Source organism: Brevibacterium picturae (assembly GCF_030453725.1).
Lineage (GTDB): Bacteria > Actinomycetota > Actinomycetes > Actinomycetales > Brevibacteriaceae > Brevibacterium > Brevibacterium sandarakinum_A.
The window spans coordinates 1-18,722 of sequence record NZ_JAKDJU010000005.1 but is presented as its reverse complement, the minus strand read 5'-3'; the positions used below and the strand labels follow the sequence as shown (position 1 = coordinate 18,722).

The 18,722-nt window shown below is 64.7% G+C and carries 18 protein-coding genes and 1 pseudogene; 11 read left to right on the top strand and 8 right to left on the bottom strand.

What is annotated here, in order from left to right; all coding sequences use genetic code 11:
• Positions 1–107 precede the first annotated feature (107 nt).
• From L0G76_RS01285 to L0G76_RS01260, 6 genes are all read left to right on the top strand, one after another.
• Positions 108–962 carry an ABC transporter ATP-binding protein gene (locus L0G76_RS01285; protein WP_304355620.1) on the top strand — a complete coding sequence of 285 codons (855 nt, stop codon included), beginning with the start codon at positions 108–110 and terminating at the stop codon, positions 960–962.
• 116 nt (positions 963–1,078) lie between these two features.
• The gene (locus L0G76_RS01280) at positions 1,079–2,140 is read left to right on the top strand and encodes an ABC transporter substrate-binding protein (protein ID WP_304355619.1); all 1,062 of its coding nucleotides are present in this window, start codon (positions 1,079–1,081) and stop codon (positions 2,138–2,140) included.
• Between the two features lie 3 nt (positions 2,141–2,143).
• Positions 2,144–4,279, top strand: coding sequence for an iron ABC transporter permease (locus L0G76_RS01275; protein ID WP_304355618.1), 2,136 nt, complete (start codon positions 2,144–2,146; stop codon positions 4,277–4,279).
• A gap of 322 nt (positions 4,280–4,601) precedes the next feature.
• Positions 4,602–6,173 carry an ABC transporter substrate-binding protein gene (locus tag L0G76_RS01270; protein WP_301536905.1) on the top strand — a complete coding sequence of 524 codons (1,572 nt, stop codon included), beginning with the start codon at positions 4,602–4,604 and terminating at the stop codon, positions 6,171–6,173.
• A 2-nt stretch (positions 6,174–6,175) separates the two neighbouring features.
• Positions 6,176–7,246 (top strand): ABC transporter permease, encoded by a 1,071-nt coding sequence (locus L0G76_RS01265; protein WP_009885268.1) that lies wholly within the window; start codon positions 6,176–6,178, stop codon positions 7,244–7,246.
• On the top strand, positions 7,243–8,184 hold the full coding sequence (locus tag L0G76_RS01260; RefSeq protein ID WP_301536907.1) for an ABC transporter permease: 942 nt from the start codon (positions 7,243–7,245) through the stop codon (positions 8,182–8,184). The genes L0G76_RS01265 and L0G76_RS01260 overlap by 4 nt, the downstream gene beginning before the upstream one ends.
• On the opposite strand, the pseudogene L0G76_RS16235 reads toward L0G76_RS01260, so the two are convergent.
• Positions 8,175–8,243: pseudogene (locus L0G76_RS16235) on the bottom strand (hypothetical protein); the annotation flags it as partial. The gene L0G76_RS01260 and the pseudogene L0G76_RS16235 sit on opposite strands and share 10 nt — an antisense overlap.
• Here L0G76_RS16235 and L0G76_RS01255 point away from each other — a divergent pair.
• Genes L0G76_RS01255 through nhaC form a run of 4 tightly spaced genes read left to right on the top strand, consistent with a single transcriptional unit; the run spans position 8,217 to position 12,398 of the window.
• On the top strand, positions 8,217–8,975 hold the full coding sequence (locus L0G76_RS01255; RefSeq protein ID WP_369689079.1) for an ABC transporter ATP-binding protein: 759 nt from the start codon (positions 8,217–8,219) through the stop codon (positions 8,973–8,975). The pseudogene L0G76_RS16235 and the gene L0G76_RS01255 sit on opposite strands and share 27 nt — an antisense overlap.
• The gene (locus L0G76_RS01250) at positions 8,972–9,781 is read left to right on the top strand and encodes an ABC transporter ATP-binding protein (RefSeq protein WP_304355617.1); all 810 of its coding nucleotides are present in this window, start codon (positions 8,972–8,974) and stop codon (positions 9,779–9,781) included. The genes L0G76_RS01255 and L0G76_RS01250 overlap by 4 nt, the downstream gene beginning before the upstream one ends.
• A 35-nt stretch (positions 9,782–9,816) precedes the next feature.
• A complete protein-coding gene (gene iadA, locus L0G76_RS01245; RefSeq protein ID WP_304355616.1) occupies positions 9,817–10,959 on the top strand; it encodes a beta-aspartyl-peptidase in 1,143 nt (380 codons plus the stop codon).
• The gene (nhaC, locus tag L0G76_RS01240; protein ID WP_304355615.1) at positions 10,956–12,398 is read left to right on the top strand and encodes a Na+/H+ antiporter NhaC; all 1,443 of its coding nucleotides are present in this window, start codon (positions 10,956–10,958) and stop codon (positions 12,396–12,398) included. The genes iadA and nhaC overlap by 4 nt, the downstream gene beginning before the upstream one ends.
• Before the next feature lie 46 nt (positions 12,399–12,444).
• Here nhaC and L0G76_RS01235 read toward each other — a convergent pair whose 3' ends face one another.
• Positions 12,445–13,350, bottom strand: a complete 906-nt coding sequence (locus tag L0G76_RS01235) for a helix-turn-helix transcriptional regulator (RefSeq protein WP_304355614.1) — start codon at positions 13,348–13,350, stop codon at positions 12,445–12,447.
• A gap of 18 nt (positions 13,351–13,368) precedes the next feature.
• On the opposite strand from L0G76_RS01235, the gene L0G76_RS01230 reads away from it, so the two are divergent.
• Positions 13,369–13,779 carry a VOC family protein gene (locus tag L0G76_RS01230; protein ID WP_304355613.1) on the top strand — a complete coding sequence of 137 codons (411 nt, stop codon included), beginning with the start codon at positions 13,369–13,371 and terminating at the stop codon, positions 13,777–13,779.
• 11 nt (positions 13,780–13,790) lie between these two features.
• Here L0G76_RS01230 and L0G76_RS01225 read toward each other — a convergent pair whose 3' ends face one another.
• The 6 genes from L0G76_RS01225 to L0G76_RS01200 all read right to left on the bottom strand — a co-directional run.
• Complete coding sequence (locus L0G76_RS01225; protein WP_304355612.1) at positions 13,791–14,447, bottom strand: hypothetical protein; 657 nt, start codon at positions 14,445–14,447, stop codon at positions 13,791–13,793.
• Positions 14,440–15,978: a sodium/proline symporter gene (locus L0G76_RS01220; RefSeq protein WP_304355611.1), complete on the bottom strand. Its 1,539-nt coding sequence runs from the start codon at positions 15,976–15,978 to the stop codon at positions 14,440–14,442. Before L0G76_RS01220 ends, L0G76_RS01225 begins: the two co-directional genes overlap by 8 nt.
• Positions 15,975–16,274 (bottom strand): hypothetical protein, encoded by a 300-nt coding sequence (locus L0G76_RS01215; RefSeq protein ID WP_304355610.1) that lies wholly within the window; start codon positions 16,272–16,274, stop codon positions 15,975–15,977. The genes L0G76_RS01220 and L0G76_RS01215 overlap by 4 nt, the downstream gene beginning before the upstream one ends.
• A 245-nt stretch (positions 16,275–16,519) precedes the next feature.
• Positions 16,520–18,094 carry a molybdopterin-dependent oxidoreductase gene (locus L0G76_RS01210; protein WP_304355609.1) on the bottom strand — a complete coding sequence of 525 codons (1,575 nt, stop codon included), beginning with the start codon at positions 18,092–18,094 and terminating at the stop codon, positions 16,520–16,522.
• A 79-nt stretch (positions 18,095–18,173) separates the two neighbouring features.
• Positions 18,174–18,563 (bottom strand): hypothetical protein, encoded by a 390-nt coding sequence (locus L0G76_RS01205; RefSeq protein ID WP_304355608.1) that lies wholly within the window; start codon positions 18,561–18,563, stop codon positions 18,174–18,176.
• A 66-nt stretch (positions 18,564–18,629) separates the two neighbouring features.
• Positions 18,630–18,722: Bax inhibitor-1/YccA family membrane protein (locus L0G76_RS01200; RefSeq protein WP_304355643.1), on the bottom strand; the 93-nt coding region annotated here is incomplete at its 5' end.

Below are 18,722 nucleotides of genomic sequence, written 5' to 3'. Positions count from 1 at the left end.
CTGCCGACACTGCGATGCCCACCTGGTGCGAGGCGACCCTAACTTAGGTTAGGCTATGTTTCATGGGTGATTATGATTCTGTCCACGCACGTAGCCGAGACTCGAATATGACGACGTTGCACGCCTCCGGCCTGCACCTGGGATACGAGCGCACACCGGTCGTCCATGACGTGTCGCTGACCATCGCCCCTGGGCGCGTCACCGCACTCATCGGCCCCAACGGCAGCGGCAAATCGACCGTGCTGCGATCCCTGGCACGTCTGCACCCGATCGGCTCCGGTGACGTCACCATCAGAACCACAGGATCGGCCAACCCAACCGCCCCGGCCACCTCGACCAGAGCACTGTCGGCACGCGAGTTCGCCCGCACGGTCACTCTGCTCTCCCAGTCGCGGCCGCATCCTTCAGGGCTGAGCGTGCGCGAGGTCGTCGCCTACGGCCGTCATCCGCACCGTCGCCGGTTCGCCTCACTCACCGACCCCGACAGGGCAGCAATCGACAAGGCCCTGGAACTGACTGGAACCGCACGAATGGCCGACCGCTCCGTCGACCAGCTCTCCGGCGGCGAACTCCAGCGCGTGTGGTTGGCCACCTGCCTGGCCCAGGAGACCGGGGTCCTGCTGCTCGACGAGCCCACGAATCACCTGGATCTGCGCTACCAGGTGGAAATCCTCGACCTCATGCGCGATCTGGCCGACGACCACGGAACGGCGGTGGGAGTCGTCCTCCACGACCTCAACCACGCGGCCGCCGTGGCCGACGATATCGTCCTGCTCAGCCAGGGCCGGATCCGATCAGCAGGCACCTGCGAAGAGGTCTTCACCGCCGAGGTGCTCACCGAGGTCTACGGGCTCCCCATCACCACGCGCCTGGACGACGACACCGGAATTGTCCGGATCGAGGCGCTGCCCCGCCGTCGTCGCCCTGCCCGTGCCACCGCGCAACTTGCGCGAGCGGTCTGACCGCTCGCGGCCACCAGGAACGGCCCACCAGCCAACAGCTGCCGCCCAGCACCACACTCGTCACCACCCAGCACCACCGCCATCATCACTGTCGAACTCATGCTCAGAAAGAAGCCATGTCCCTTTCCACACTGCCCCGGACTCGTCCGCGCAAGCCGCTGCTCGTCCTCGCCTCCGTCTCTGCCGTCTGCGCCCTCGCCCTGTCGGCGTGCGGCACCACCTCCACCGATGCCTCGGCGAAGGAGGACACATCGACATCAACCTCCGGCGACTGCGCCGAAGACTCGAGCACCACCTCGGCGGATCCGGTCTCCGTCAAAGATGACACCGGACATTCCATCGAACTCGACTCCCCCGCAGACACAGTCGTCTCACTCGAATGGCAGTACACCGAGGACCTGCTCTCCCTGTGCGTCGATCCGGCTGCAGTGGCGGATGCACAGGGCTTCACCACCTGGGACACGGCGGAGAAGCTGCCCGAGGACACCACGGACGTCGGCACCCGCCAGGAACCCAACGTGGAATCGATCCTCTCGGCCAACCCCGATCTCGTCATCATCGAGACGACTTCCCGCGATGACAAGATCGTCGGGCAGCTCGAGGACCAGGGCATCCCCGTGATGGCGATGACCGGAGCCGACGGCAAGGATCCGATCGGATACATGAAGGACACCTTCTCCACCCTCGCCGAGGTGACCGGCCGCGGCGAGCGCGCCGACAGTGTCCTCGACGACTTCGATGCCAAGGTCGAGGAGTCGAAGAAGGCGATCGAATCCGCCGACCTCGAGACTGAGGAATTCGTCTACTTCGACGGTTGGGTCAACGGCTCGAACGTGGCGCTGCGTCCCTTCGGTCAGGGATCCCTCTTCGGCGAACTGGGCGAGGAGCTGGGCCTGAAGAACGTCTGGACCGGTGAAGTCGATCCGGCCTACGGTTTGGGACAGACCGACATCGAAGGCATTTCGAAGGTCGGCGACGCGAACTTCTTCTACACCGGAACCGACGATCCCGAGTCCGAGGACTTCGTCGACCTGCTGAAGAAGAACGACATCTGGTCGAACATCCCCGCCGTCAAGGACGAGCGCACCCATGCGTTCCCCTCCGGCATCTGGACCTTCGGCGGACCCAAATCCTCCGAGCAGGCCCTCGACGCCTACGTCGACGCACTGACCAAGTAGTCCATGACCGCACCCACGACGCTGCCCACCACCTCGGCGGATGGCCCCACCGAACGGACAGGTGCTGCCCCCGCGCGAGGAGTCGGGGCCATCGGGGCTCTCTCGGCCACCGGTGTCCTCCTCGGTCTGGTCCTCGTCCTCGCGCTGCTCTCGGCCTGGCACATCACACAGGGCACCTCGGGGATCGGTTTCAAGGACCTGTTCGCGGTCCTGACCGGGACCGCCGGCTCTCCCGCCGAGGTGGGTCCGAGTGCGCGTGACATCCTCCTCGGATCCCGGCTTCCGCGCGTGGGTGCGGGGATACTCGTCGGCGTCGCCCTCGGCGTGGCCGGAGCGCTGTTCCAGTCCTTGGCCCGCAATCCGCTGGCCTCCCCGGACACCCTTGCCGTCACGGGCGGTTCGTACTTCGCGGTCACCGTGGTCACGGCCTTCGGGCTTGCGATTCCGATGTGGGCCTCCGGAGGCGTCGCCTTCATCGGGGGTCTCCTCGCTGCGGCTCTCGTCCTCGGGCTGGCCGGTGGTGCGGCGTCGTCGACGACTCGCCTCGTGCTCGCCGGGACCGCGACGGCTCTGGCACTGCAGGCGGGGACGTCGACGCTGCTCATTCTCTTCGCCGAGGAGACGACGAGTCTCTATTCCTGGGGGTCGGGCACCCTCAACCAACTCGATGGGACAGCGGCACTCCGCAGCATTCCCGTCATCGTCATCATCATCGCCGCCGCCATCGCCCTCTCACGACGACTGGATCTGCTCAGCCTCGGCGATGATGCCGCTTCTGTCCTCGGTGTTCCGATCCGCTCCACCCGGGCAGTCGGGATTCTGCTCGCTGTCATCCTCACCGCCACGGCCGTGACCCTGGCGGGGCCGATCGGGTTCGTGGGACTCTGCGCTCCGGTCATCGCCCGACTGCTCGCCCGCCTGATCCCGGTGCTGGGCAAGCATGCGGTGCTGATTCCGGCCACGGCCCTCATCGGCGCGATCATCGTCATCCTCGCCGATGCGCTGCTGCGTGCCATCGTCGGAGCCAACGAGGCGATCACCCTGCCCTCGGGTGTGACGACGACGGTCCTCGGTGCAGTCGTCCTGGTTCTGCTGGCGCGGTCCATGCGGTCTTCGGGGCCCACGCAGGCGACTTCGGCTGCTCGGTCGCGTGCGCACGGACCTCGTCGCGCCGCGCTCATCATCGCGTTCGCCTCGGTGCTGCTGATCGTCGTGGCGATCCTCGGCCTGCTCACGGGTGAACGGTTCTACCTCCTCGGCGATGTCGTGCTGTGGGTCCAGGACCAGGCGGCACCTGTCATCTCCTTCGCCTTCGACTCCCGGGCCCCGCGTGTGGCGGCCGCGCTGGCGGCTGGTGCTGCACTCGGGTTGTCGGGAACGTTCGTCCAAGCCAGCGCCCGCAACCCGCTGGCCGAACCGGGCCTGCTGGGCATCACCGGCGGTGCCGGGCTGGGCGCAGTCATCGTCGTCACCCTGGTTCCAGGAGCCACCGTCGTCCTGATCTCGAGCGTCGGGGTCCTCGGTGCTCTCCTCGCCTTCGCCATCGTCTACGGTCTCTCGTGGCGCGGTGGGATGAACACCGACCGTCTCGTGCTCATCGGCATCGGCATGTGGTTCGGCTTCACCGCGCTGACCACTCTGTTCCTCATCCGCGCGAACCCGTGGGACACACCGGCCCTGTTCACCTGGCTCTCCGGTTCCACATACGGTCGAGTCTGGGCCGATGTCGCACCCGTGACCCTCGTCCTGCTGGCCGCGATCCCACTGGCCATCGTGTGGACGCGTGAGCTGGATCTGCTGGCCCTCGACGACGATACGCCGAGGCTGGTCGGAGTCCCGCGTGAGCCTGTCCGTCTGGGTGTGCTCATCACCGCCGCAGTGCTCGCCGCAGTCAGTGTCTCCGCGGTCGGCGTAGTCGGATTCATCGGCCTTGTCGCCCCACACGCCGCCCGGGCGCTGGTCGGCAGCCAACATGCCCGGGTGATCCCGACGGCCATGCTCCTCGGCGCCCTGGGTCTCGTCGTCGCCGATGCCGCGGGCCGCACGATCATCGCACCTGCGCAGATCCCTGCCGGCCTCATCGTCGCGCTCATCGGCGCCCCGTACTTCGTATACCTGCTGGCCCGCTCGCGCGCCTGAGTGGCAGGGGGCGGTGCGGCGGTGCGCTTGCCGGCATCCGCTTGCCAAACGTGTGGGAGTAGAGCACACATGACGCACCTGTGCATGTTTGGCACGCGAATACCTCAAGGCGCTCCGCAGGGTTCCCCAACGGGAATTGCCAGTTGCCTCAATAGTGGCTGCGGCGGACTCGGGGTCGCTCCCACCAGAGGCAAGGCTCCCACCTGGTGAGACATTGGCAGAATGCCACACCGGAAAACACTCAGCGTTGTGGCATGGCTGATTGAACGGACGCTGATTGGGACTTAGTGTGATCTGCAACACCTACTGTAAGGACGATCACATGAAGATCCGCCTCCCCCGCCGAGCGCTCGCGATCGGTTCTGCCCTTGCTCTCACATTCGGTCTGGCCGCATGCAGCGGAGGAGACTCGGAAGGCGGAGCGGCGGGTGACGCAATCGTCGCTGAGACCGCCTTCAACCTCAAGACGATCGATCCCCACCGCCAGTTCGAGTTCACCGGCTCGACGATCGACAATGCGATCTATCAGACGGCCCTCGAATTCGAAGACGGCGACCTGACCAAACCCACCGACGGCCTGTGCTCGTACGAGATGTCGGACAACGACAAGAAGATGACCCTGACGCTCAAGCAGAAGGACGCGAAGTTCTCCAATGGAGATCCCGTCACCGTCGACGACATCGTCTTCTCCTTCAAACGCCTGCAGGGCATCGAAGGCAACCCGTCCTTCTTCCTCGACGGCGTCACGGTGAAGAAGGTCGACGATGAGACCATCGAACTGATCAGCAAAAACCCCAACCCTGCGCTCCCCTACATTCTGCCCAACTCCTCGATCGGCATCGTGAACTCCAAGGTCGTCAAGGACAACGAGGGCACCACCGATGAGAACGACGGCGCCGAGCAGTTCCTCAACCAGAACTCACAGGGATCGGGCCCGTACAAGGTCGAGACCTACGACGCCGACAGCAAGGTTGTGCTTACGGCCAACGAGCACTACAACGGCCCGGCGCCGAAGTTCTCCAAGGTCGTCCTGCGCAATGTCTCCGCCGAAACTCAGGTGACCGACATCCAATCGGGCCAGGCAGACGTGTCCTTCGATCTCAGCTCGGACCAGGTGGAGACCCTCGACAAGAACGCGGTCCAGATCTCGTCCCTGCCGTCGACGCGCAGCATCTACATCTTCAACAACACCGATGAGGAGATCGGCGGTCCCACGGCCGATCCCAACTTCAGGAAGGCCGTCGCCTCGGCACTGGACTACGACAAGATCCTCGACCTGGCCGGTGAGAACGGCCAGCGCATGGCCAGCCCGGTTCCGAATGAGTTCAACGGCGCCGTGCCCAAGGACCAAGCACCGGACCGTGACCTGGACAAGACGAAGAAGCTGTTGGACAAGGCCGGCTACGACGGTGAGGCCGTGCCCTTCCACTACGCCAGCGATCAGGCGGTCAACGGCATGGACATCGCACAGTTGGCGCAGACGATTCAGGCCCAGCTCAAAGAGGCAGGCATCAAGCTCTCACTGAAACCGGCACCGAGCGCCACACAGCTCGACGGCTTCCGCGCTGCAGAGCAGCCCATGGGAATCGGCACCTGGGGCGCCGACTACCCGGACCCATCGAACTACAACGTCTTCGTTCCCGGAGGCAGCGTCGCCGAGCGTGTCAATTGGGCCGAGGGAGACAATACCGAGATCGACGAACTGGCCGCGGCCGCCACCAAGGCCGAAGGCGATGACCGCAGTCCCGCCTACGCGAAGCTGTTCCAGGCGACCACGGAGACCGGCATCTGGGTGCCCCTGGTCCAGCCGGTGAGCACGGTGGTCGTGAGCAATCGCATCGAATCGTATGTCTCCAATGCCGACGTCACATTCGACTTCGCGAAAGCTGAGTGAGGATGTCGGTTTCGGCCACCGATCAGCAGAAGAACCTCAGGCCACCGAAGATCCACCCGCTCCTGCGCTTCATCCTGGTGCGGATCGGAATCAGCATCCTCCTGATCTGGGGCGTGACCGTCGTGACGTTCCTGATGACGAACCTGGTTCCGACAGACCCGGTCGCCGCCATCCTGGGAGATCGTGCCGCCGCGGACCCTGAAATCGTCGCCCAGACACGTGAGCGACTCGGATTGGATCAGCCGCTGATCGTCCAATACTTCACCTATCTGGGCAATCTGCTCCAGGGTGACCTGGGTGTGTCCAACCAGACGCGGGTTCCGGTACTGGAGTCGATCGGTCAGGTCTTCCCCGCATCGATCGAACTCGGCATCGGAGCGATCCTCCTGTCCGTGATCATCGGCCTGCTGCTGGGACTGCTCAGTGCGCTCAAGCAGAACACGATCGTCGACCACGCCATCCGGACACTGAGCCTGATCGGCATCTCGGCACCGACGTTCTGGATCGCGGCGGTCGGCTACTTCGTCTTCTTCTTCAAACTCAGAGTCGTCGGCGGGGCCGGTCGGCTCGACCCCTGGATGACGCCGCCTCCCAGGGTGACGGGCCTGTACACGGTCGATTCCCTCCTGGCAGGTCAGATGGCCACCTTCACCAATGCGCTCGGACATCTGATCCTCCCCTCCTGTGTCCTGGCGCTGTTCACGATCGGACTGCTGACGAGGTTCAGCCGCTCGAGCGTGCTCGACATCATCAAACTCGACTACGTCACGGCGGCCAGGGCGAAGGGGCTGGCCCCACGGACGGTCGTGTTCAAGTACATCTTCCGCGGCGCTCTGGTTCCGATCATCACGGTCGTGGGTCTGGCCTTCGGGTCGCTGTTGTCCGGGGCGGTGCTCACGGAGACCGTCTTCGCCTGGAACGGCCTCGGGCAGTATGCCTACCGCGGCGCGACGACTCTCGACCTGCCCGTCATCATGGGTGTCGGTCTGGTCATCGGAATCGTGTACATCATCGTCAATTTCGTCGTCGACCTGATCTACGGCTTCGTGGATCCGAGAGTGAGGGTGCGATGAGCATCAGTTCGCCCAAACAGCCACCGACGAATCCCGATTCCACCGGCGCCGAGGCTCTCGATCGCAATCCCGTCGACGCCGGTATCAAACGGTGGAGACTGAGATTCCCGAAGGCGCTGCGCACGCCACTCGGCTTCGTCGGGGCCGCAATCCTGCTCATCTGGCTGCTCGTGGCCCTCTTCGCCCCGCTGCTGGCGCCCTTCGACCCGCTGGCCCAGAACTTCGGCCGCCTGGTTGCCCCCGATGGCCAGAACATACTCGGCACCGACACCCTCGGACGCGATGTCTTCTCCCGCATCGTCGTGGCCGCGCGCACGACTCTCCCGGCAGCCGTCTTCGTCGTCCTCTGCTCCGCGGTGATGGGGTCCGTGCTCGGTGCCATCGCCGGCTACTTCGGACGGTTCGTCGATGAGATCATCATGCGCATCGCCGATCTCGTCTTCGCCTTCCCCACGATCATCCTCGCCATGGTGATCGCAGCGGCGTTGGGCCCCGGGCTGAAGAATGCGATCATCGCCATCCTCCTCGTGTCGTGGCCCTCCTATGCACGCGTCACCAGGTCACTGGTGATGACGGCCCGGAGCAGCGAATACGTCATCGCCGGTCGCCTGCTCGGCTTCAGCGCCGGCAAGTCGCTGCTGCGTGAGATCGCCCCCAACGTCGTCTCGCCCATCGTCGTCCTGGCCACCTTGGACGTGGGCACCGCGATCCTGACGATGGCCGGACTGTCGTTCCTGTCCCTGGGCGTGGTTCCTCCGACTCCCGATTGGGGCGCCATGATCAGTGAAGGCGTCTCCCAGTTCTCCGCATGGTGGATCGCGTTCTTCCCCGGCCTGTGCATCCTCACAATCGTCGTGGCATTCAATTTCATCGGAGACAGTCTGCGGGACACCCTCGATCCGCACACCGCGCAGGAAGTGGGAGAGACAACGAAATGAGCGTCATCAGCATTCGCGATCTCAACCTGACAGTGACGACAGGGTCTGCGGAGAAGCACATTCTTCGCGATGTCTCCTTCGATCTCGAAGCCGGGAAGATCACCGGTGTCGCCGGAGCGTCGGGTTCCGGCAAGACCCAGACCGGATTGGCCATCATGGGTCTGTCACCGGATCGGTCGACATTGTCGGGCAGCATCGACTTCGCCGGCACCGAACTCGTCGGGCTGCCGTCGAAGAAGCACAATCGGCTGCGCGGTCGGCAGCTGGCGATGGTGTTCCAGGACCCGTCCTCGGCCTTCCACCCCATGCTCTCGATCGGCGACCAGATCACCGACCACCTCCGACACCACAGGAAGGTCTCGAAGAAGGAGGCCCTTCGTCAGGCGATCAGGATCCTCGGGCAGACGAAGGTGCCCCACCCGGAGGAAGCGGTCTCGAAGTACCCTCACCAGTTCTCGGGTGGGCAGCTGCAGCGCATCGCCTTCGCCTCGGCGATCATCTGCGAACCGAAGGTCCTCATCGCCGACGAACCGACGACGGCCCTCGACGTCACTGTGCAGGCAGGGATCCTGCGCCTGCTGCGTGAGCTCTGCGATGATCTCAACCTCGCCGTCCTGCTGGTCACTCACGACTTCGGGGTTCTGTCCTCGGTGGCCGACACCATCGTCGTGATGGAGAGCGGGCTGGTGGTCGAGACCGGTGATCGGGAGCCGCTGATCACAGCACCCCAGCACGAATACACCCGATCGCTCATCGAATCACTGCCCGGAGCGGAGGTCTCACCCCGATGACCACAACGAAGGACGACACCCGAACGCCCGCGCAGCCGCTGCTCGAACTCGACAACGTCGCCTGCGAGTACAAGCTCGACGGAGGCGGACGCTTCCGTGCCGTCAGCGACGTATCACTGCAGCTGGGCCGGTCCGAGGTGCTCGGGCTCGTCGGCGAATCAGGCTGCGGAAAGTCGACGCTGGCCAAACTCATCTGCGGCCTCGAGAAACCTGCCGCTGGACGCATCACCTTCGATTCGCACCCGGTGAAGCCGCTCGGTCTGGGCCGCCGCCCCAATCACCTGCTCGGGATCCAGATGGTGTTCCAGAACCCCTACGCATCCCTGAACCCACGCAGGCGCATCAGAGACCAACTCACCGATGCTCTCGCCCTAGACCCCGACCAGACGTGGACGGTGGACTCCCTCCTCGAAGCGGTCGACCTGCCCCTCGACGCCGCCCAGAGGTTCTCCCATTCGTTCTCCGGCGGCCAACGACAGCGCATCGCCATCGCCCGCGCGCTCGCCGCCGGGCCCAAGGTGCTCGTGGGAGACGAGCCGATCGCTTCGCTCGATGCGTTCCTCCAGGCCAGAATCGCCAAGATGATGAGGGACCTGGCCATCGAATCGGGTGCGTCGATGATCTTCATCAGTCACGATCTCTCCATCGTTCATGAGATCGCTGATCGGGTGGCAGTCATGGAAGCCGGTGGGGTCGTCGAAGTCGGCTCGACCGAACAGATCTGGAACGATCCCCAGCATCCGTACACGAAGAAGCTGCTGAGCGCCATCCCTCGAGTCGATGGCAAGGGGATCATTCCGGGGTAATTGCTGCAAGGAGCGTCGCAAGGAGGAGACAGACCATGGTGACATTGCTGCGCGGGGCCGATATCTGCGCTCCGGAACGGCTCGGGAAGCAGGACATCCTCATCGAGGGGCGGCAGATCACCTTCATCGGTGACATACCCGCCGAGGCGATCCACGGACTTCCCCACGCCGCCGTCATCGATGCCGAGGGGCTGACGGCGACTCCGGGGTTCATCGATCCCCATGTCCACATCGCCGGTGGCGGAGGCGAAGGCGGCTACGCCAATCGCACCCCCGAGATCCTGGTCAGCGATATCGTGCGCTCCGGGGTGACCACTGTCATCGGCTGCCTGGGAACCGACGGAGTGACCCGCAGCCATGCCGATCTCCTCGCCAAGGCGAGAGGGCTCGAGGCGGAGGGCATCACCACCTACATCTACACGGGCAGTTATCAGGTCCCGGCACGCACCCTGACCGGCACTGTCGTCGACGACGTCGTCCTCATCGACAAGGTCATCGGCGTCGGAGAGGTCGCGATCTCCGACAGGCGTTCATTCCAACCCACCGTCGAGTCCCTGGCCGAGCTCGTCAGCCAGGCGCATGTCGGCGGGCTGCTGTCCGGCAAGGCCGGCATCACCCACTTCCACGTCGGACCGTACTCGACTCGCCTCGTCCCGCTGCATCGGCTCCTCGACGAGTACCCGATCGCACCGCAGGCCATCTACGCCACCCACATCACCAGGAGCTCCGAGCTCCTGGCCGACGCGGTGGACCTGGCAGCCAAGGGCGCCACGGTCGACATGACCGCCGGGTCCACGACCACGAACTCGCTGCAACGCTACATCGACCTCGGCGGGGATCTCAGTCATCTCACTCTCTCCTCCGATGCCAACGGCAGCCTGCCGGAGTTCGACGCAGAAGGTCGGCTCGTCGGCATGGAAGTGGCCACGCAGACGACTCTTTACGAACAGGTGTGGGCGTGTGCCGATCTGCCTGGTCTCGACCTGTCACAGGCCATCTCGCTCGTCACGTCCAATACGGCAGACGCTCTCGGCCTCGGGCACAAGGGACGCCTCCGCCCCGGTGCCGATGCCGACATCCTCCTCACCGATGACCAGCACACCATTCGGCTCGCCTTTGCCCAGGGACGCGAAATCGTCCGCAACGGCGAACCACAGATCCGAGGCACTTTCGAATGAGCGACATTCACGACGGAAGCACTCTCACTGACGACGTCGAGCAGAGGCGCCCGCCGTTGGGCTGGTCACTCGTCCCACTGGCCGCGATGCTCGTCCTGCTGGCGGTGGGCTACGGCGCCCTCGGTCTCGCACCCGAACCGCTGCTGATCCTCTCGGCGATCATCGCCGGCCTGGTGGCCCTGCGGATGGGGCTGACCTGGGAGGAGATGCTGCTGGGCATCAGAGAGAAGCTCGACACGGCGATGCCGGCTCTGCTCGTGCTCATCTCGATCGGCATCCTCATCGGCACATGGATGATCGCCGGCACCATTCCGATGATGATCTACTACGGGCTCGGGCTCATCAGCGCACAGTTCATCGTCCTCATCGCCTTCGTCATCTCCGCGATCGTCTCGGTCATCACCGGAACGTCGTGGGGCTCGGCCGGAACCGTGGGAGTCGCCCTCATGGGAATCGCCACCGGGCTCGACGCACCGCTGGCTGCCACGGCCGGCGCCATCGTCGCCGGCGCCTATTTCGGGGACAAACTCTCGCCGCTGTCGGATACGACGAACCTGGCACCGATCGCGGCCGGCACCACCCTGTGGGAGCACATTCGGCACATGCTCTACACCACGATCCCGGCCACGATCGTGGCGCTGGCGATCTACCTGTTCGTCGGCGTCAACCAGTCCTCGGGTGGGACCGATTCGGAGCGGATCGATGCTGTCACGGGGACGCTGAACAGCCTCTTCGACTTCAACGTGCTTCTGCTGCTGCCGATGCTCATCATCTTGGGCGGAGCGATCCTCAAGCTCCCGACCCTGCCGACGATCATCGGCTCGTCCCTGGCAGCGGGGATCCTCGCTGCGATCTTCCAGAAAGTCAGTGTCGAATCGATCTTCGCCTCGACCGTCGACGGGTTCACCCCTGACATGCTCGAGGTCGGTCAGGAAACCATCGACGGTCTCGATCCCGACGTCACGGAACTGGTCACGCAGGGCGGGATGGCGTCGATGACCGGTGTCATCCTCATTGCGTTCAGTGCCTTCGCATTCGCCGGCATCATGTCCAAGTCCGGTGCTCTCGAGACCATCATCCGATCGCTGCTGAAGTTCGTGAAGCGCACGGGAGATCTCGTCCTCTCCACGGTGCTCTCATGCATCACGATGGCGGTCGTGACCGGCAACTCCTATCTGTCGATCATCGTCCCGGGCGAACTGTTCAAGAAGGCCTACGCCGATCGTGGCCTGGATGCCAAGAACCTCTCACGCACGCTGGAGGACTCCGGCACCGTCGTCGTTCCGCTCGTCCCCTGGTCCTCGGCAGGCGTCTACATGGCCGGAGTTCTGGGCGTCTCCGTCCTCGACTACGCCCCATGGGCAGTGTTCTGCTACGTCGGCTTCGCCTTCGCGATCATCCTCGGCTACACCGGAATCGGCATCGTCAAGCGCCGCTGACCGAGCGTGTCATGTTGCTGACCAAGCGCCCCATGCGGTTTCACGGCTACGGCAGGCTGCTCCCCTCGTGGGAGCCGAGGTATTCGGTCGGGGTGTATCCGGTGACGCGGTGGAAATCGGCTGTGAAGTGCGATTGATCGAACCACCCGAGCAACGCTGCGAGCTCGGCAAACGACCGATCCCATCCCTGATCGATTGCCGCTACCGCATCGCGGACCCGCGCACGGGTGAGGATCCTCTTGACCCCCACACCGCAGTATTCGCGGAACATCCGCTGCAGGGATCGTTCGCTCGTTTCGCAGCGCGATGACAGTTCGCCGAGGCTGATGATGCTCGGGTCATCAAGGAGGTCCAGCACCTGTGTGAATCGGGAATAGCCTTCGGTCATCCTCGGTTGCCGGGAGAGCAGCCAGGACTCGAGCACCTCGGCGGCCGAGCGCACGTCAGTCTCCCGAACCTCGTCGACAGCAAGCTGCTCGTTGAGGCCCAACTCCTCATCGATCCCCGAAAACCAGCCACTGGCCGGCACGGTTGTGTCTCGAATCAGCGCCGGCGGTTCGTGCGCGAACGCCAGTGTGCCGCCGAGGTGGAAATTGACCCCGATGACGCCGCCCCGGCCGTACAGACCCACGTCGAATCGACGAGTGGTCACCGGGCCGGTCAGCCACGTCCCGGTGCCGCTCGTGTTCGCCCGATAGATGTCGCCGAACTCAACGGTGAGGTTGATTCCCGGTTCCGATACGGTCGCCGTGTGAAAGCGCTCACCCTCCGGCAGATCCCAGTTCACCGACCAGTAGCGTCGCACCCAGGGACGCAGCCCTTCGGCCACGGCCATCGGCACCGAATAGCGTGCATGTTCGAGCAACTCCGCTGGTTTGAGCACGCGGCCGAAGAAATGCTCGGGAGGAGCAGTCCCTCGTGGCGGGTTTTTCCTATCGACGACATCGTCCATGGAACAAGAATGACAGACATGACTGACACACAGATGAACGAAGCCCCTTCCACCGCCGATGCGACACCCGTCGCGAAACTGGCCATGGTCACGCTCGATGCCCAGGACGCCGCCGCACTCGGCGACTTCTGGTCGAAGGTTCTGGGTTGGCCGGTGGCATATTCGGACGAGAACTACGCTATGCTCACCGGTCCCAGCCATGCCCTGGGAATCGGTACGATTTCCGATTACAAGCAACCCGACTGGCCCGATGACGGTCACAAACAGTTCCATCTCGAACTCGCCACCGACGATGTGGAAGCCGCTGCTGCCAGGTGCGTGGAGCTCGGCGCCGAACGGGCCGATCCCCAGCCGGGTGAGACCTGGGTCGTTCTTCTCGATCCGGCCGGTCATCCGTTCTGCATCTCCGACGCCAAGAACTGGGGCTGAAGAGCCGGCGCCTAGAGTTTTGCCACGCGCACGATGTAGTGGGAGGAATCGAGACCGTCGACGAGGATCGTGGACGAGAATCTGTCGTTGGCCCCGGTGACCACCCAGTTCGGTTTGAGTACCCCACTGGGCGCGTCTGCCTCGGTGATGCTCAGGCCCATACCCAGCTTCACCGTCTTGACGACCTTCGTGCGCACCAGTGAACGGGCCGTGCGCCGCACATCGGCCGGACCTGGCTGTGGACCGGCCTGGTCAGAGGACTCGAACGCGTCGAGCCACTCGTCGACGGTCACGGTCTCGCCACGAGGATCGAAATCAGCGATGAAGCCCCTACCTGAGTACGCATTGACCAGGACGTTCATTCGCTGCCCCGCCATCGGCTCCGCCGACCGCGATCCCGCCGCTGTCGGCTTCTGGGAGCGACGGAAGAGGCTGCGGGTCCGGGCGCTGAGCACTGTCCACCAGAACGGGTGGAGGGCTTCTCGAACCTCAGCATCCGCACCGGGGAGCTTGCGCCGGAAGACGGCGAGCGCCTCGGCGGCGGTGATGTTCGGTGCCAGCTTCAGCGCCGATTCCGGGGCCACCACGCCGGACTCTGCGCCCCGACCGGGACCTGCTTGCCCGGCGTGGCGATCCCCGGTTGCGTCGGATTCCGAATGCTCACGCATCCTTGGGCACCTGTCCGCCCAGCGCATCGTTCTGGCCAGTGAGCATATGGGCCGGAATGGCGCCGATCTTGTCGGTCTCCCGCATCGCTGCGACGACATGTTCCGGAACCGGATGCGACTTCTGCGTGGCCAGGGACACGACGATGAGGGCCAGCGTTGAACAGACGATGCCCACGCCCATCGGGTCGACGCCGGTGACGTCGACGAGACCGGCCAGCTGCCAGCCCACAGACGATACGGTGCCGAGGATCATGGACGTGATCGCGCCGGGCACGTTCGCCTTCTTCCACCACGCAGCAGCGACATAGACGGGGACGAACGCGGCACCCAGGACGGTCGTGGCGAAGATGGCCACCTCGGCGACCGAGGGCGGATCGTTCACGGCCACCCAGTAGCCGATGACGGCGAGGATGAGGACGGTGAAGCGCGAGACCCACACGGACTGGCTGTCGGTCATGTCCTTCTTGATGAAGCGTTGGAACAAGTCCTGGCTGGCGATCGTGCCCGACTGCAGCAGCAACGCATCGGCAGTCGACATGATCGCTGCCATGATGCCGGCCATGACGATGCCCACGGCGAAGTTGGGCAAGACGGTGGCGGCGACTTCGAAGACGGCCAGCTCCGGGTTGTCGAGGTTGGGCAGGATGATGAGCGCCATGATGCCCACGATGTAGGGCGCGGGGATGAACAGAAGGTTGAAGCCCGTGGCGTACATGCTTGCCGTCCGCGCGACCGAGGGCCGCTTCATCGCCATATGGCTGACATTGACGTGGGGCCAGCCCATGTAGCCGATGGAGAACACGAGCACGGCGCCGATGATGACGCCCCACTGCACGGAGCCGATGCCATCGGGCCCCCACATGGTGAGCAGATTCGGGTTGATCTCGCCCACGGCTTCGTTTCCCGCTGTCCACCCGCCGATCGCCTGCAGGGTGCCGATGAGGATCCAGACCATGCCGATGAGCATGACGATGGCCTGCACGAAGTCGGTGTAGGCCACAGCCAGATATCCGCCGAGGAAGGTGTAGAAGACGATGACGCCGACCGCGATGAGCAGCGCCCATGCGTAGGGGATGCCCGTGACCATCTCCAGGCCTCGTCCACCGGCGATGAACTGCGTCATCACGTAGAAGAAGATGCAGACGACAGCGACCGGAGCGGCAATGGCGCGGATCCACCTCGACGGGTACCGGTGCTCGAGATATTCGATCGAGGTCAGGGAGCCCAGGATCTGTGAGAGTTTGCGCATCCGCCGGCCGAGGATGGACAGGTTGAGCACGCCGCCGCCGATGTCGCCCATCGCATACCAGAGGGAGAAGTAACCCTTGGTGTAGGCCAGAGAACCGGCGCCGAGGAACATGTAGCCCGACATCGACGAACTCTGCAGGCGCAGCGCGGTCACGGCCGGTCCTAGGCTGCGTCCGCCCAGGAGGAAACCTTCGCTGCCCTTGGTGCCGGTCTTGAGCGTCCACACGCCGATGCCGGCCATGGCCGCGAAGTAGATGACGAGGAACCAGGTTTCGATGTTCATGCCAGTCCCCCGTTCGCGTTGCCCGAGGTGGACGGACCGTCGGGTGTGTTCGGGCCGCGGGAATTGCGAGCAGTGAGCTCTTCGTCCTCGGCGACGTCCTCGGCCTTCCAGCGGCGGGAGAGGTAGACGAAGACGAGGGTGTAGATCACCCATATCGCCGGGATGCCGAAGATGATGACGACAGTTGCCGTCGGTAAGCCGAACATTGAGACCACCTCGTTGTGACGCTGAACAGGATGCGGCGGTGTCAGAACCGTGGCGAACCACAGACTGCGCGGGGCGACCTGTGCTTCCACGGGACTCACCACCATGCTGAGGCGAGGATACAACGTTTTGTCAGATAGTTCTCAAGCTTCTCGGCCCAGAGCTCCGGCACCATCGGTCCTTCGCTGTCGACAAACGGATTTCACTGTCCGCAAATGGTTGATCTCGTCGGCCGAAACGACCATTTGTCCACAGTGAATCGGGCGCGCGTCGGACTTGGCTCGGGCGTCCGTGCGTCCGGGCCGCTCGCGGCGGCCAGTCCCTGCAATCCGGCTGCTCAGTCGACGGTGAAGTCCCGTTCGTGGAGTCCGGTGGCGCTGCCGGGGATCGCGGGGCGGCGTTCGGAGATCTGGACGTTGCCGTCTTCGTCGACTGCCCTGACCGTCACCGTGTGCGTGCCCGGTTCGAGGCCGTCGAAGGCACACCGCCACTGGCGCCAGGTGTCGGTGTTGAGTTCTTCGCTCAGCTGCGCTGTGTGCCACTCGCCGGTATCGATCCGGACACGCACCTCGGCGATGCCGACGTGCTGGGCCCAGGCCATTCCGGCGGTGACGATCTCGCCGTCATCGTTCGGGCTGACATGGACACCGGCACGGGGAACGTCGACGCGGGAGGCCACGAGAATCGGTCCGTGCGTGGCCCAACCGCGCTTCGTCCAATAGGCGTCCTTGTCGGCGAAGCGGGTGACTTCGAGCTCGGTGACCCATTTCGTGGCCGAGACGAAGCCGTAGAGGCCGGGGACGACGAGTCGGGCGGGGAAGCCGTGGTCGCGAGGCAGCGGTGCGCCGTTCATTCCGACCGCGAGAAGGGACGCCCGGTCGTCCGTGAGGACCTCGAGCGGTGTTGAGGCGGTGAAGCCGTCGTCGGATGTGGAGAGCACCATGTCCGCGTCGTCTGTCGGCCCGGCGCGTTTGAGCAGCTCGCGGACCGGGTAGCCCAGCCAGGTGGCGTTGCCGACGAGATCCCCGCCGACCTCATTCGACACGCACGTCAGGCTCACGCGGTGCTCCTCCAGAGGCAGGTCGAGCAGCTCGGCCATGGTGATCGTCACTTCCTCGTCGACCATGCCGTGGATTCGCAGCGACCAGGAGGACGCGTCGACGGCAGGAGGAATGAGTGCGGTGTCGATGCGGTAGAAGTCCTCGTTGGGAGTCATGATCGGGGCGAGGCCATCGATGCTCAGGTCGGCTCCCGCTGGGATCTCCGGCGCCGAGGTGGCCGGGGGCGGCAGCACGAGTTTCGTCACCGCTCCTGCCGCATTCCTCGCCAGGATCGACGCGGATCGTCCCGCCGCGATGGCTGCGACGCCGACGGCCGTCAGGCCTGCGGCGAGGCCGAAGAAGGCCCGTCGGTCGGTGCCCGGCCGACCGTCGATATCGGCTCCGCGGTCGGGCCCGGCTGAGCGTTCGGCTGGTGGTTGGGCGCCCTCGCCGAGGCGGATCAGCCCCATGTAGGCCCCGCACCCCAGGGCCACTCCACCGAGTGCCGGGATCGAGTCGAGGATCGTTCCGCCCGTGCTCAGCAGCAGAACCACGGGCAGGATGCCGAGACCGATGAGGAGGACGAATGACAGGGTTCGCCGGTGCAGCCCGATTCGTCCGATCACACCTCCGAGGACGGCGCCGACGATGACGAGGGTGATCACGAGTGCGAGTTTGTCGTTTGTTCCGAAGACGCTGATGGCGGCCTTGATCATCGCGGTGGGCACGAGCGGGATGATCGTCTGTCCCAGAATCAGCAGAGGCGACGAGGCGGCGGAGAAGGCACCGGCGATGAACTCGGCGGCACCGAAGTACACGAGGGTCGCGACAGTGCCGGCGAGGGTGAAGAGGAGCGGACGGCGATCGGTCATCGTCAGTGTGACTCCTTCTCAGGGCAGTGGATGGTGCCTTCGATTATCCTCCCTCACCGGTGTCAGCGTGCAGACGAACCTAGGCGAGGCCGCGACGCAGTCGAACCGCCGCGTCAAGCAGCAGCCCCAGACGTTCCTGCCGTTGTGCTTCCGGCAGGCCCGCTGACGACGCTATGCCCTCCTCGATGAGCACGACGACCTGGTCTGCCAGGCTCTGCTCGCCCAGGTCCGGGACCGGACGACCGCCGGAGCCGATGGACGAGAACTGTGCGAGCGCCTCGGCGATGGTGTCGCGACGGGACAGCGCCCCAGCGGTGGTCTCGTCCAGTGCTGCTGTGGACTCGTCCGCGCTTGCGGTGGTCTCGGGGGAATTCGGACCCGCCTCGGCGAGCTGACGGGAGTTCAGACCGATGATGCGCATACGCAGACGGCGGACCTCGGTCTCGAGGTCCGCCGTCACGTCGTTCATGGCTCAATCATAGACGCCGATCCCGGAACTCTGCACGGTCGGCAATGGCTCCGGGTCGGTGCGCGTCTAGTTTCTGAAGTAGGAGAGCAGGCGCAGGATTTCGATGTAGAGCCACACGAGGGTGACCATGAGGGAGAACGCGCACATCCAGGAGTACTT